This is a genomic window from Streptomyces sp. NPDC059679 (assembly GCF_042734105.1).
Taxonomy (GTDB): Bacteria; Actinomycetota; Actinomycetes; order Streptomycetales; family Streptomycetaceae; genus Streptomyces.
Genome location: NZ_JBHWES010000066.1, coordinates 18,073 through 30,460, shown reverse-complemented (window position 1 = coordinate 30,460; position 12,388 = coordinate 18,073). Strand labels below are relative to the sequence as shown.

The 12,388-nt window shown below is 70.0% G+C and carries 12 protein-coding genes and 2 pseudogenes; 10 read left to right on the top strand and 4 right to left on the bottom strand.

The features are described 5' to 3' along the window. Positions 1-22: 22 nt before the first annotated feature. Together ACFV2X_RS44035 and ACFV2X_RS44030 are read right to left on the bottom strand one after the other, a co-directional pair. Positions 23-1,186, bottom strand: coding sequence for an acyl-CoA dehydrogenase family protein (locus ACFV2X_RS44035; RefSeq protein ID WP_385627227.1), 1,164 nt, complete (start codon positions 1,184-1,186; stop codon positions 23-25). A gap of 43 nt (positions 1,187-1,229) precedes the next feature. Next, positions 1,230-1,910 (bottom strand): annotated as a pseudogene (locus ACFV2X_RS44030) (CoA transferase); the annotation flags it as partial. A gap of 178 nt (positions 1,911-2,088) precedes the next feature. On the opposite strand from ACFV2X_RS44030, the gene ACFV2X_RS44025 reads away from it, so the two are divergent. The 6 genes from ACFV2X_RS44025 to ACFV2X_RS44000 all read left to right on the top strand — a co-directional run bounded on the left by ACFV2X_RS44025 (position 2,089) and on the right by ACFV2X_RS44000 (position 7,180). Continuing rightward, positions 2,089-3,042: a LysR family transcriptional regulator gene (locus ACFV2X_RS44025; protein WP_385627226.1), complete on the top strand. Its 954-nt coding sequence runs from the start codon at positions 2,089-2,091 to the stop codon at positions 3,040-3,042. 79 nt (positions 3,043-3,121) lie between these two features. Continuing rightward, entirely contained in the window at positions 3,122-3,946 is an 825-nt protein-coding gene (locus ACFV2X_RS44020; RefSeq protein WP_385627224.1) for an alpha/beta fold hydrolase, read from the top strand. Positions 3,947-4,064: 118 nt separating this feature from the next. Next, on the top strand, positions 4,065-4,937 hold the full coding sequence (locus ACFV2X_RS44015) for a hypothetical protein (RefSeq protein ID WP_385627222.1): 873 nt from the start codon (positions 4,065-4,067) through the stop codon (positions 4,935-4,937). Positions 4,938-5,206: 269 nt separating this feature from the next. Beyond that, positions 5,207-5,947 carry a polysaccharide deacetylase family protein gene (locus tag ACFV2X_RS44010; protein WP_385627221.1) on the top strand — a complete coding sequence of 247 codons (741 nt, stop codon included), beginning with the start codon at positions 5,207-5,209 and terminating at the stop codon, positions 5,945-5,947. A gap of 101 nt (positions 5,948-6,048) precedes the next feature. Further along, positions 6,049-6,204 carry a hypothetical protein gene (locus tag ACFV2X_RS44005; RefSeq protein WP_179285522.1) on the top strand — a complete coding sequence of 52 codons (156 nt, stop codon included), beginning with the start codon at positions 6,049-6,051 and terminating at the stop codon, positions 6,202-6,204. Positions 6,205-6,391: 187 nt separating this feature from the next. After that, positions 6,392-7,180 carry an IclR family transcriptional regulator gene (locus tag ACFV2X_RS44000; protein ID WP_385627218.1) on the top strand — a complete coding sequence of 263 codons (789 nt, stop codon included), beginning with the start codon at positions 6,392-6,394 and terminating at the stop codon, positions 7,178-7,180. A 31-nt stretch (positions 7,181-7,211) separates the two neighbouring features. Here the strand turns inward: ACFV2X_RS44000 and ACFV2X_RS43995 are convergent. After that, positions 7,212-8,084, bottom strand: a pseudogene (locus ACFV2X_RS43995) (mandelate racemase/muconate lactonizing enzyme family protein). A 471-nt stretch (positions 8,085-8,555) separates the two neighbouring features. Between ACFV2X_RS43995 and ACFV2X_RS43990 the strand changes: the two are divergent. From ACFV2X_RS43990 to ACFV2X_RS43975, 4 genes are all read left to right on the top strand, one after another. After that, positions 8,556-8,801 (top strand): hypothetical protein, encoded by a 246-nt coding sequence (locus ACFV2X_RS43990; protein ID WP_385627217.1) that lies wholly within the window; start codon positions 8,556-8,558, stop codon positions 8,799-8,801. Positions 8,802-8,819: 18 nt separating this feature from the next. After that, on the top strand, positions 8,820-8,951 hold the full coding sequence (locus ACFV2X_RS43985) for a hypothetical protein (protein ID WP_385627282.1): 132 nt from the start codon (positions 8,820-8,822) through the stop codon (positions 8,949-8,951). Next, positions 8,897-9,274 carry a fumarylacetoacetate hydrolase family protein gene (locus tag ACFV2X_RS43980; protein WP_385627215.1) on the top strand — a complete coding sequence of 126 codons (378 nt, stop codon included), beginning with the start codon at positions 8,897-8,899 and terminating at the stop codon, positions 9,272-9,274. The genes ACFV2X_RS43985 and ACFV2X_RS43980 overlap by 55 nt, the downstream gene beginning before the upstream one ends. Before the next feature lie 445 nt (positions 9,275-9,719). Beyond that, positions 9,720-10,568, top strand: a complete 849-nt coding sequence (locus tag ACFV2X_RS43975) for a mandelate racemase/muconate lactonizing enzyme family protein (protein WP_385627213.1) — start codon at positions 9,720-9,722, stop codon at positions 10,566-10,568. A 30-nt stretch (positions 10,569-10,598) separates the two neighbouring features. On the opposite strand, the gene gcl is transcribed toward ACFV2X_RS43975, so the two are convergent. Further along, complete coding sequence (gene gcl, locus ACFV2X_RS43970) at positions 10,599-12,377, bottom strand: glyoxylate carboligase (RefSeq protein ID WP_385627211.1); 1,779 nt, start codon at positions 12,375-12,377, stop codon at positions 10,599-10,601. Between the last annotated feature and the right edge of the window lie 11 nt (positions 12,378-12,388).

The window sequence follows — 12,388 nt, the reverse complement described above, 5'->3', positions numbered from 1 at the left end:
TCCGAGAGCAGGCCGACGATCCTCATTCCAGTCCTCCTCGCCTGACGAGCTGAGCCGCGATCACATTGCGCTGGATCTCGTTGGTGCCCTCACCGACGATCATCAGGGGTGCGTCGCGGAAGTAACGTTCCACGTCGAACTCGGTGGAGTAGCCGTAACCACCGTGGATACGGACGGCGTTGAGCGCGATCTGCATGGCGGTCTCGGAGGCGAACAGCTTCGCCATGCCCGCCTCCATGTCCACGCGCCGGCCCGCGTCGGCCTCGCGCGCCGCGTACAGGGTGAGCTGGCGCGCCGCGGTCAGCGAGGTGGCCATGTCGGCGAGGTAGTTGCCGATCGACTGGTGTTTCCAGATCGGTGTGCCGAACGACTCGCGCTCCTGTGCGTAGGCCAGCGCGTCCTCGAACGCCGCCCGGCCGACCCCGAGCGCACGGGCGGCGACCTGGAGCCTGCCGGTCTCCAGCCCCTTCATCATCTGGGCGAACCCCTCGCCCTCGACACCGCCCAGCACGGCGTCGGCCGGTGCCCGGTAGCCGTCGAAGGACAGCTCACAGCTCTCCACGCCCTTGTAGCCGAGCTTGGGCAGATCGCGGGAGACCGTCAGACCGGGCCCGTGCTCGGCCAGCAGGATGGAGATGCCCTGGTGCGCGGGGGTGGCATCGGGGTCGGTCTTGCACAGCAGGGCGATGAGCCGAGAGCGGCGGGAGTTGGTGATCCAGGTCTTCGAACCGCTGACCACATAGCCATCCGCCTCCCTGCGGGCGACGGTACGCATGGCCTGCAGGTCGGAGCCGCCGCCCGGCTCGGTGAGGGCCATGGTGGCGCGGATCTCGCCGGTGGCCATCTTCGGCAGATAGTGGCGCTTCTGCTGCTCGGTGCCGAAGTGCAGCAGCAGCTTGGCGACGACGGTGTGGCCGCCCATCGCGCCCGCCAGGCTCATCCAGCCGCGGGCGAGTTCTTCGGTGATCAGGACGTAGCCGGGGGTGGAGACGGGGGTGCCGCCGTACTCCTCGGGGACGGCGAGTCCGAAGATACCGAGCTGCTTCATCCGCTCGATCAGGGCCTCGGGGTAGGTGTTGGCGTGTTCGAGCGCCTGGACGACCGGTTTGACGTCCCTGTCGACGAAGTCGCGCACCGTACTGACGGCGAACTGCTCGTCCTCGGACAGGATATCGAGGGTGCTCATGGTGTGAGGCTCCTGGAAGACGGGGTGTGTGCGGGCGGGCGGTTCAGATGGCGCGGTCGGCCCGGAGGGTGTCGATATCGGCGGCGCTGTGTCCCAGCGCGGGCACCACGGCCCGCGGGATGCGTATGTCGCGCCGGCGACCCCGGGCGTCCAGTACGAGATGGTCGAGGAACTGCTCGACGCTGTTCACCCCCGCGTTGGCGATGCCCACCGCGTCCAGCAGTTCCATCGCCTCCCCGCTCGCCAGGGCGCGGAACCGCTCGGCCACGATCGCGTCGAGTTCCTGGCGATGGGCCACCCGGGCCGGTCCGGTGGCGAACCGAGGGTCGTCGGCCAGCTCCGGCCGGTCCAGGAACCACTCGCACAGCGCGGTCCACTCCCGCTCGTTCTGGACGGAGAAGAGGACTTCCCTGCCGTCGGCGGCCGGCCACTCGGCCGGCGCCTCGAACAGGGACACCTCCACGGCACGGGCGACACCGCTGGTCGCGCGAGTGAAGAGCGCGGTGAGGATCCCCGAGTACGCGTACATCCCGGCCGCGATGTCTGCGATCGACACCCCCACCCGGGCCGGGCCGTGTTCGTTGCCGGTCAGCGAGACCAGACCGGTCCGGCACTGCACCAGCAGGTCGTACGCCTTCCGGTCGGCCGCCGCGCCCGGCGCGAGGTTCTGCACGAACACATCGGCCTCGCCGAGCAGCCGCTCCATGATGTCCCGGCTGCGGGGCCGCCACCGCCTGCTCGACGCTGACGACGGTGATACCGGAGAGCGGCGGCTCGGTCATGGGCGACCTCCAGACAACTGACTGACCAGGACTTGTCATCATGGACACTCATGACGATGTTCGTGAAATAACAATCTGTGATGCGGCCATGCCGGGTCAGGATGGCAGGGAGTGCGGGCGGTGGACGTCAAACAACTCAAGGCACTCGTCACGGTCGCCGAGGTCGGCGGGGTCACCCGCGCCGCAGAGCTGCTGCATCTGGTGCAGCCCGCGGTCACCCGGCAGATCCGCACCCTGGAGCAGGAGCTGGGCGTCGCCCTCTTCGAGCGGACCCGGCAGGGCATGCGGCCGACCGAGGCCGGTGCCATCATGGTCGACCGCGCCCGCCGGGCCCTGAACGAACTGGAGCGCGCCCGTGTCGAGGTCCAGCCGACCCCGGGCGTGGTGACCGGCGTCGTCACCGTGGGCCTGCTGGAGAGCACCACCGAGTTGCTGGCGGAGCCACTGGTGTCCGCGCTCGCCCGCGACCATCCCGGGATCGAGCTGCGCCTGATGACGGCGTACTCCGGGCACCTCCAGCAGTGGCTGGACGACGGCGACCTTGACCTGACGCTGCTCTACAACCTGGCCGGCACCCCGTCGCCGAACGTCCGCCCCCTGGTGCGCGAGCATCTGTGGGTGGTCGCGCCCCCGTCCGAGGGGCTGCGCGGCGAGCGCCCCGTCCCCCTCGCGCGGGTCGCCGAGCATCCGCTGGTCATGCCCGCGGCCGGACACGCCCTGCGCAGCCTGATCGACGGGGCCGCCGCCCGGGCCGCGGTCGAGATGGACATCGTCGTGCAGACCAACTCCATGCGGCTGCAGAAACAGCTCGTCCGGGCCGGCCACGGCTGGACCATCCTGCCGGGGGTGGGCATCGCCGAGGACGTGGCCGATGGCACGCTCAGCGCGGCACCGCTGTGCGACCCCGACGTGTGGCGCTCGATCGTCCTGGCCACACCACGCAACGGGCGGACACCACCCGCGGCCGAGGTCGTCGCCCGCGAGCTGGTCCGCCATATCGCCTCGGCCGTGCAACAGGGGCGATGGCCCTCCGCCCAACCGCACGCGCAGATCGCCCGCACCGACGACACATGACGCCCGCGGGCCAGGGAACAGCTCGCCGGACAGCCCGGTGAGAACCAGACAGCTCAACGAGGAAAGGCAAGAAACCCGCATGACACCCACCGACGGCCGCCAGCCGAACGGCCACGCCCGCGCACTGGACGGCACCCTCCTCGCCTATCAGCGCCAGGGCACCGGACGGCCGCTGGTGCTCCTGGCGGGCCAGGCGAACAACCACCACTGGTGGGACGGCATACGGGCGGACTTCCACACCACGCACACCACCCTCACCATGGACTGGCGTGGCACGGGGGAGAGCGGCAAACCCGATGAGCCCTACTCGACGCCGGGCTTCGCCGACGATGTGATCGCCGTCCTCGACCACCTGGGCATCGAGCGCGCCGACCTGTACGGGACCTCCATGGGCGGGCGGGTCGCCCAGTGGGCCGCCGCCCGCCATCCGGACCGGATCCGGCGGCTCGTCCTCGGCTGCACCTCGCCCGGCGGGCCCCAGGCGAGGGAACGCGACATGGCGGTGCGGCGCTCCCTGGCGCAGGCCGACGCGCGGGCGGCGAGGGAAGCGCTGACCGACCTCATGTACACCCCGGCCTGGCGCTCCGGACACCCCGGGCCCTATACGACCCTCGGCGACCCCGCCATGCCGCCGCACGCCCGGCGGCGCCATCTGGTGGCCAGCAATGAACACGATGCCTGGGACGCACTCCCGCTGATCAGCGCGCCCACGCTGATCCTGCACGGAGCGGAGGACCGGCTCACGCCCGCCGCGAACGCACCGCTGCTCGCCGCGCGCATTCCCCGGGCGCGTACCCACATCTTCGAGGGCGCCCGGCACGGATATTTCGAAGAGTGCCGCCCGGCGGCCGGGGCGATCGTGGCGTCGTTTCTGGCGGAGCCGGACACCGCGGACGACGTGTGAGTCTCATGCCACCACGGCATGTGGCCATCACTGTTTTCCATTGTCCAACTCCAGCCATCAGCACACATGATGGGGGCGAGCGACCTGAGGGCCGCCGAGCCGCACGCAAGGACAGACCATGCCAGCCACCCCGCCCCCGATCGGCTCCTACGTCGCATCGTGGCGCCCCGCCCCGGCCACCGACGAGGACCTCCTGAACCCGGGTCCGGTCAGCGCCGTGTCCGCACTCCTCGATCTGTCCGACACGGTCGCCGGAACCGGAGCTCCGCTGCCACCCCTGTGGCAGTGGTTCTACTTCCTGCACTGGCCCGCCCACCACGAACTGGGCGCCGATGGCCATCTGCGCGCCGCCCGCTTTCTGCCGCCCATCCCCGACCGGCAGCGCATGTTCGCCGGGGGACGCTGCGAGATCAGCGAACCGCTGCGCCTCGGCGAGCCCACCGAACGCGTCAGCAGCCTGCGCGCGGTGACACCCAAACAGGGCCGCACCGGCGAGCTGCTGTTCATCACCGAGCGCCAGGAGCTCCGGCAGTCCGGCCGCCTGTGCGTGGTCGAGGAACAGGACATCGTCTACCGCTCCGGCCGCGGCCCCGGCGGACAGCATCCGACCGCACTCGACGACCAGGCCACCGCCACGGCCGAGGGCCCGTGGCGGCTGAGCCTGCAACCGGACCCCACGCTGCTGTTCCGGTTCAGCGCCCTGACCGCCAACGCGCACCGCATCCACTACGACGCCCCGTACTGCCGCGACACGGAGGGCTACCCGGGCCTCGTCGTCCACGGCCCCCTGCTGGCCCTGCTCATGCTCGAACTGGTCCGCCGCAACGCCCCCGAGCGGCGTGTACGTGCCCTGTCCTACCGGCTGCGGCGACCGGTCTTCGCCGGTGAGCGCATCCTGGCCGACGGCACGGCCGCCGACGGGCGGGCCGAGCTCCGTATCGCCACCCACCGGGAGGCACGCCACGCCACCGCCGAGGTGACATTCGCATGAGCGCTCCGCACGGCGGCCGGGCGCGGTGCACACTGGCGCAGCGGATTACCGGAAATTTTTCGGACCCGACCCTCCCAACGTCGTCATCGCTGCCGGGTGCCTCCGCCCCATGCTGAGAAGACACAGTTCAGGAGGTCATCGGCGAAAGTGAGGCGGGGAGTTGCTTCCGGAATAATTCCGGAAGCAAGCGTTGACGTTGCATCGGTCTCGCAGCATACTCCGACCGCGTAACACTGCCCCTCGCCCGAACCCGCGCTCAAGGAGGAAGAATGCTCGGAAACGCGCGCAACCGCTTACGGATCGCGCTCATCGCCGCGGCCACCGCCGCCATGGCGGCGTTCTCGGTGGCTGCTTCCCCGGCGGCGGCCTCCCTGGCGGCCACGCCCGGCGAGGCACGCACCGACGCGGCCTGGGCCAACTGCCCCAACGGGTACGTGGGTCTGACGTACGACGACGGACCGAACCCCGCATCGACGCAGGCGCTGCTGGGCGCTCTGCGGGCGGGCGGGGCCAAGGCCACCTTCTTCATCTGGGGGCAGCACGCCGAGCAGTACCCGGACCTGCTCAAGGCCGAGCAGGCGGCGGGCATGTGGATCGCCAACCACACCGCGACCCACGCCCACCTCACCCAGATCGGCGAACCGGCCGCGTACACCGAGATCGCCACCGCCCAGAACACGGTCAAGCGCATCACCGGACAGTCCCCCACCCTCTTCCGGCCGCCTTACGGGGAGACCAATGCGCAGGTCAAGGCGGACGCGGCCCGTCTCGGGCTGACCGAGGTCCTGTGGAGCGTGGATTCCCAGGACTGGAACGGCGCCAGCACCCAGCAGATCGTCCAGGCCGCCGCCACCATGCGGGCGGGCAGCATCATCCTCATGCACGACGGTGGTTACCAGACCACCGTCAGCGCCGTGCCGCAGATCCTCAGCGGGCTCGCCGCACGGGGGCTGTGCCCCGGCCGGATCACCGCCGGAGCTGGCGGTGGCGCGGTCGTCACCGCTCCCTGAGCCCGTCGCCGGCCGAGTCGACACCGGGTCAGATGAACCGGTGGCCGCGGAAACCTTAACAAGCAGCCACACGTGCAGCGTTCTTGTCGTATGTTTCAAAGATGAGCTCACATGACCTGGAGCCCCGAACTCCGTCCACACTGGTGGGAAAGATAGACAGTGCCCTGGCGGTGCTGATCATCATCGGGATCGCCTACGGGCTGTACTGGCTGGTTTCCGCCCTCGTCTCGTCCTACATAGGATTCTTCACCAAATAGGCGTGTCGAGTCGGCCCTGGTCGCGGGGGCGAGAGCGACCTCGTATCCCTCGCGGCCAGGGGCTCCGGGCGACGGCGGCGCCCGGGCGGGGGTCTGCACCGGAGGGGTCGAACGGCGGACGGTCGAACGGCGGCGCTCCGAGATGTAGTCTCATTGATTGACACCGCGTTTCACTCACGGAGGCTGTATGACCTCGCCCGCCACCACCTCCTCTGTTCTCGGGCCGGGCTCCGGCGCTCTGGACCGCGGTCTGGCCATCCTCGACCACATGGCTGTGGCCCGCACATGCTCCACCCAGGACCTCGCCGCGACGCTGGGGCTCAGCCGCAGCACCGCCTACCGACTGGTCGACCGCCTTGTCGAGGGCGGCTGGCTCGCCGTGGAGCAGGGGAGCGGGCTGTTGCGGCTCGGGCCCTCGGCCACGCGACTGGCCTCCGCCGCGGTGAGCTCGACGGATCTGACCGCCACGGCGATGCCGATCATCTCCCGGCTGATGCGGGAGACCCGGGAGACGGCCAGCCTCGGGGTGCCGAACGGTGTGAACATGGTGTTCGTGCATCGCGAGCGCGGTCCGCGCCCGGTGGCGGTGACGAGCGAACTGGGGGCGGGGCGGCCACTGCACTGCACCTCGCTGGGGCGGGCCTACCTGGCGGCTCTTCCGGAGCAGGCGCTGGAGGAGAAGCTGGCGGAGCTCGTGGCGTCGAGCGAATCTCCGGTGGATGAGGACTCGGTCGGCGATCTGCGGAAGATCCTCCAGGAGACGCGGGACCGCGGCTGGTCGGAGGATCGGCGGGAGTTCGACGAGTCCAGTTGCTGCTGTGGGGCCGCTGTTCACGACCACACCGGTATGCCCGTCGCGGCGATCAGCGTCGCCGGAGTGGCGGAGCGCATGGAACGGATCCTGAGCGAAGTCGGTCCGCTGGTGGCCGAGGCGGCCGCCGAGATCTCAGCGGGCCTCGGCCACGTACGGCGCTGAGTGCCGGCCCCGCGGCGCGGGGCCATGAAGGTCAGTGCGCCCGGACCAGGACGTTGTGGTCCTCCAGCCGGTGGGCGCGTACCCATTCCTCGTCGACGGTGACCCCGATACCGGGGCCGTCGGGGATGGCCACGGTGCCGTTCTCCGGTGTGAGAGGTGTTGCGAGGACGCCCTCGCGCAGCGGGCTCTCACCCCGGTCGAATTCGAAGATCAGCGGCTCTCCGCCGGCCATGCCGAAGGGCGCCCGGGGTGTCGCCGACAGCAACTGGAGCGTCGCGGCCTGGGCGACCCCGGTGCCTCAGCAGGGCGGCGACAGCCGCAGGTTGAAGGCCGCGGCGAGTTGGCGGATGGCCTGGGCCTCGGTGAAGCCGCCGCATTTGGCCAGGTCGGGCTGGACGATATCGAAGCGGTGCTCGGCGATGGGGTCGCGGAAGCCGTAGCGGGTGTAGAGGGCTTCGCCACCGGAGAGCGGCAGATGTACATCGCGCAACTCGCGCCAGCCGACGCTGTCTTCGGGCGGCAGCGGCTCCTCCACCCAGTACGGGTCGAGGTCCCGTATCCGGGCCAGGGAGCGGCGGACGGTCGCGACGGTGCAGTTGGCGTTGTAGTCGACGATCACCAGACCGTCGTCGCCCATGGCCGCGCGGGCGGCGGCCGTACGCTGCCGGTCCTCATCCGGCGTCAGCCCGATCTTGATCTTGACGGCGGTGAAGCCCTCGGCAGCGTGGGCGGCCATCGTGTCCCGGAATTCGCCGGGGTCGCGGGTGGCCGTGACATAGCCGGAGGAGGCGTACGCGTCGACCCGTTCGTGGAGCCGGCCGCCCAGAAGGTGGGCCACCGGTACGCCGAACGCGCGGGCCTGCGCGTCCCAGAGCGCGATGTCGATGCCGCTGGCGGCCGCCACATGAGGGCCACCGGCGGTGAGGTGGTAGCCGAGGGAGAGCCGGTCCAGGATGCGGTCTTCCCGGATGTCGGAGGGCTGTCTTCGCCTTCTTCCGTCTCGACTCCCGGATCGAGGACGCGCGCTGGCTCACCGCCGACGAGAAGCGCGAGCTCACCGCCGCCATCGACGCGGAGGACGCGGAGTACATGAGCCGGCACGGCGATGACCGCCCGACCTTCTGGTCCGTGCTGCGCGACCCGAAGATCCTGCTGCTCGTCTTCGTCTACTTCTCGGTCCAGATGTCGATCTAGGCCAACACCTTCTGGCTGCCGTCGATCGTCCGGGACATCAAGGGCACCAACGACGTCACCGTGGGCCTGCTCTCCTCCGTGCCGTGGGTCTTCGCCATGGTGGCCATGTTCCTGCTCGCCCATCGCCGAAGGGCCCGGCGACACATGGCGCCTCGCCCCCGGCCGCCTCCGCCTGGAGGACATGATCGCCGGCGCCCCCGTCCCGGCCGGTGGCGCATCGCTGACCGCCGACGAGATCGTGCCCGTACTGCCCCACCGGCCCGGCACGATCTTCGGTATCGGCCTCAACTACCTCGACACCATCACCGAGATGGGCTGGCCGCGCCCCAAGGCGCCGTATCCCTTCACCAAACTCTCCTCGAGCGCCATCGGCACCGGCGAGGCCATCGTCGTCGACGCCGCGGTCACCCGGCGCGTCGACTGGTGAACCGAACTCGCGGTCGTCATCGGCGCCGAGGCCCGCGACATCCCCGAGGACAAGGCGCTCGACGTCGTGTTCGGCTACACCGTCGCCAACGACGTATGGCCCGCGACCTCCAAGCCGACGACGGCCAGTGGGTGCGCGGCAAGGGACTAGACACCTTCTGCCCGCTCGGCCCCGCCGTCGTCACGGCCGACGAGATCAAGGATCCGCAGGCGCTCGCCGTACGGACGTGGGTCAACGGAGAGAAGGTGCAGGACGGCACCACCGCCGACATGCTCTTCTCGGTCCGCTCGCTCATCGCCTACCTCAGCCGCTTCTTCACGCTCCGGCCCGGCGATGTGATCCTCACCGGCACCCCCTCGGGATGCGGTGACTTCATGGACCCGCCGCGTGCCCTGAGTCCCGGGGACACGGTGATGTCGGAGGTGGAGGGCATCGGCCGCCTCGTCAACCCGGTGCGGGCGGCGGGGGAGTAGGGCGCACCGGACCGTCCCACCGCCGTTCCACCCTCGCTCGCGTATCGAGCATCAATGCGGCAGGCATCAACGCAGGCATCAAGCCAGGTAACAAGGAGCACCCCATGAGCATCGCCCCCAGCGAGTCGGTCGTCTTCAAGCCCTGGGCGTCCGCCCCGGGCGTGGCGACCACCGACCGTATCCAGTCGATCCGCCTCTCCCTCGTCAATCTGCCCCTTCACGCGCCCATCAGCGACGCCAAGGTATTGACCGGCCGCCAGAAGCCGCTCACCGAAATCGCCTTCCTCTTCGCCGAGATCAGGACCGAAGGCGGCCACGAGGGTCTGGGCTTCAGCTACTCCAAGCGCGCCGGCGGGGCCGCCATCTACGCCCACGCCAAGGAGACCGCCCCCGAGCTGATCGGCGAGGACCCGAGCGACACCGGCAGGCTGTGGAGCAAGCTGGTGTGGGCGGCGCGTCCATGGGTCGCAGCGGTGTGGCCGTCCAGGGCATCGCGGCCCTCGACATCGCTCTGTGGGACCTCAAGGCCCGGCGGGCGGGTCTGCCGCTCGCCAAACTGCTGGGCGCACACCGTGACTCGGTGGACGTCTACAACACCAGCGGCGGCTATCTGTCGATGCCGATCAAGGAGGTGCTGGAGAACATCGACCTGGCCCGGGCCCGTGGCGTGGGCGGTATCAAGCTCAAGGTCGGCTCCCCGGACCCGTCGATCGACCTCAAGCGCGTCGAGGCCGTGCGGGAACACCTCGGCGACGACGTCCCGCTGATGGTCGACGCCAATCAGCAGTGGGACCGGATCACGGCGACCCGGGTCGGCCGTGTTCTGGAGAACTTCAACCTCACCTGGATCGAGGAACCGCTCGACGCATACGACGCCGAGGGACACGCCGCCCTCGCGGCCACACTCGACACCCCCATCGCCACCGGCGAGATGCTGACCAGCGTGGGCGAACACGCGGTGCTCATCGAGGCGGGATCGTCCGACTTCGTCCAGCCCGACGCGCCCCGGGTGGGCGGCATCACCCCGTTCCTCCGGATCGCGGCGCTCGCCGACCACAAGGGCCGGGGTCTCGCACCGCACTTCGTGATGGAGATCCACGTCCATCTGTCCGCGGCCTATCCGCGTACGGCGTGGGTTGAGCACTTCGAATGGCTCGAGCCGATGTTCAACGAGCGCCTTGAACTCAAGGACGGCCGCATGATCATCCCGAACCGCGCGGGACTCGGCCTCTCCCTCAGCGAGCAGGCTGCCGCATGGACCGCGGAGTCGGCGGTGTTCGGCAGCGGCGCCTGAGGAACCCGAGGACTCAGGGCCACCCGAGGGTCACCCCAGGGCCGTGCGGAGCGCCGTCGGGGCGTGGCCGGGGCTGGTGGCCAGCTCCTCGAACTCGGTGATGTTGTCCAGTTCGGTGCCCATCGAGACGTTGGTGACGCGTTCGAGGATGACCTCGACGACCACCGGCACCCGGTGCTCGGCCATCAGCTTCTTGGCCTCTTCCAGAGCGGGCGCGATGCGGTCGGGCTCGAAGACGCGGATGGCCTTGCACCCCAGTCCTTCGGCGACCTTGACGTGGTCGACGCCGTAGCCGCCCACCTCGGGGGCGTTGATGTTGTCGAAGGACAGCTGGACGCAGTAGTCCATGTCGAAGCCGCGCTGGGCCTGCCGGATCAGGCCGAGGTAGGCGTTGTTGACCACCACATGGAGGTAGGGAACGCGGAACTGGGCGCCGACGGCCAGCTCCTCGATCATGAACTGGAAGTCGTAGTCGCCGGAGAGGGCGACGACGGTGGCGTCCGGCTCGGCCGTCGCGACCCCCAGGGCGGCCGGCACGGTCCAGCCAAGCGGCCCGGCCTGGCCGGCGTTGATCCAGTGCCGGGGGCGGTAGACATGGAGCAGCTGCGCGGCCTGGATCTGGGAGAGCCCGATCGTGGAGACGTAGCGCGTATCGGGCCCGAAGGCCCTGTTCATCTCCTCGTAGACCCGCTGCGGCTTGACCGGCACCTGATCGAAGTGGGTCCTGCGGAGCAGGGTGCCCTTGCGCTGCCGACAGCTGTCGGCCCAGTCGCCGCGGTCCCTGAGGGCTCCGGCGGCCCTCAGCTCCCTCGCCGCCTGGACGAACAGTTCCAGCGCGGGTTTGGCGTCCGAGACGATGCCCAGGTGCGGGGCGAAGACCCGGCCGATCTGGGTGGGTTCGATGTCGACGTGGACGAAGGTGCGGCCCCGGGTGTACGTGTCCAGGCCGCCGGTGTGGCGGTTGGCCCAGCGGTTGCCGATGCCGAGGACGAAGTCGGACTCCAGAAGCGTGGCGTTGCCGTAGCGGTGCGAGGTCTGCAGACCGACCATGCCCGCCATGAGGGGGTGGTCGTCGGGGATGCTGCCCCAGCCCATCAGTGTGGGCACCACCGGCACCCCGGTCAGCTGGGCGAACTCCACCAGCAGCGCGCTCGCGTCGGCGTTGATGACCCCGCCCCCGGCGACGATCAGCGGCCGCTCGGCGGCCTGGAGCAGTGCGATGGCCTTGTCGATCTGTGCTCGGGTGGCCGACGGCTTGTACACCGGCAGCGGCTCGTACGTCTCCGGGTCGAACTCGATCTCGGCCATCTGGACGTCGATGGGCAGATCGATCAGTACCGGCCCGGGCCGACCCGAGCGCATGAGGTGGAATGCCTGCTGGAACGCGCCGGGCACCTGGGCGGGTTCGAGGACGGTCATCGCCATCTTGGTCAGCGGCGCCGCGATCGAGGCGATGTCGACGGCCTGGAAGTCCTCCTTGTGCAGCTTGGCCACCGGCGCCTGGCCGGTGATGCACAGGATCGGGATCGAATCGGCGCTGGCCGAGTACAGCCCGGTGATCATGTCGGTGCCCGCGGGGCCGCTGGTGCCCACGCAGACCCCGATGTTCCCGGCCCTGGCGCGGGTGTAGCCCTCGGCCATGTGTGAGGCGCCCTCCACATGCCGGGCGAGGACATGGGTCAGGCCACCGTTCATACGCATCGCGGAGTAGAACGGATTGATCGCCGCACCGGGCAGGCCGAAGACATGGGTGGTGCCCTCACGCTTGAGGATCTCCACCGCCGCCTGGGCCGCGGTCATACGGGCCATGAGGATGCTCC

Coding starts and splice junctions, on each gene's coding strand:
- ACFV2X_RS44000 (WP_385627218.1), top strand. CDS start 6,392: ATGACCTCGCCCGCCACCACCTCCTCTGTTCTCGGGCCGGGCTCCGGC.
- ACFV2X_RS44015 (WP_385627222.1), top strand. CDS start 4,065: ATGCCAGCCACCCCGCCCCCGATCGGCTCCTACGTCGCATCGTGGCGC.
- ACFV2X_RS44010 (WP_385627221.1), top strand. CDS start 5,207: ATGCTCGGAAACGCGCGCAACCGCTTACGGATCGCGCTCATCGCCGCG.
- ACFV2X_RS43990 (WP_385627217.1), top strand. CDS start 8,556: ATGATCGCCGGCGCCCCCGTCCCGGCCGGTGGCGCATCGCTGACCGCC.
- ACFV2X_RS44005 (WP_179285522.1), top strand. CDS start 6,049: ATGAGCTCACATGACCTGGAGCCCCGAACTCCGTCCACACTGGTGGGA.
- gcl (WP_385627211.1), bottom strand. CDS start 12,377: ATGGCCCGTATGACCGCGGCCCAGGCGGCGGTGGAGATCCTCAAGCGT.
- ACFV2X_RS44035 (WP_385627227.1), bottom strand. CDS start 1,186: ATGAGCACCCTCGATATCCTGTCCGAGGACGAGCAGTTCGCCGTCAGT.
- ACFV2X_RS43980 (WP_385627215.1), top strand. CDS start 8,897: ATGGCCCGCGACCTCCAAGCCGACGACGGCCAGTGGGTGCGCGGCAAG.
- ACFV2X_RS44020 (WP_385627224.1), top strand. CDS start 3,122: ATGACACCCACCGACGGCCGCCAGCCGAACGGCCACGCCCGCGCACTG.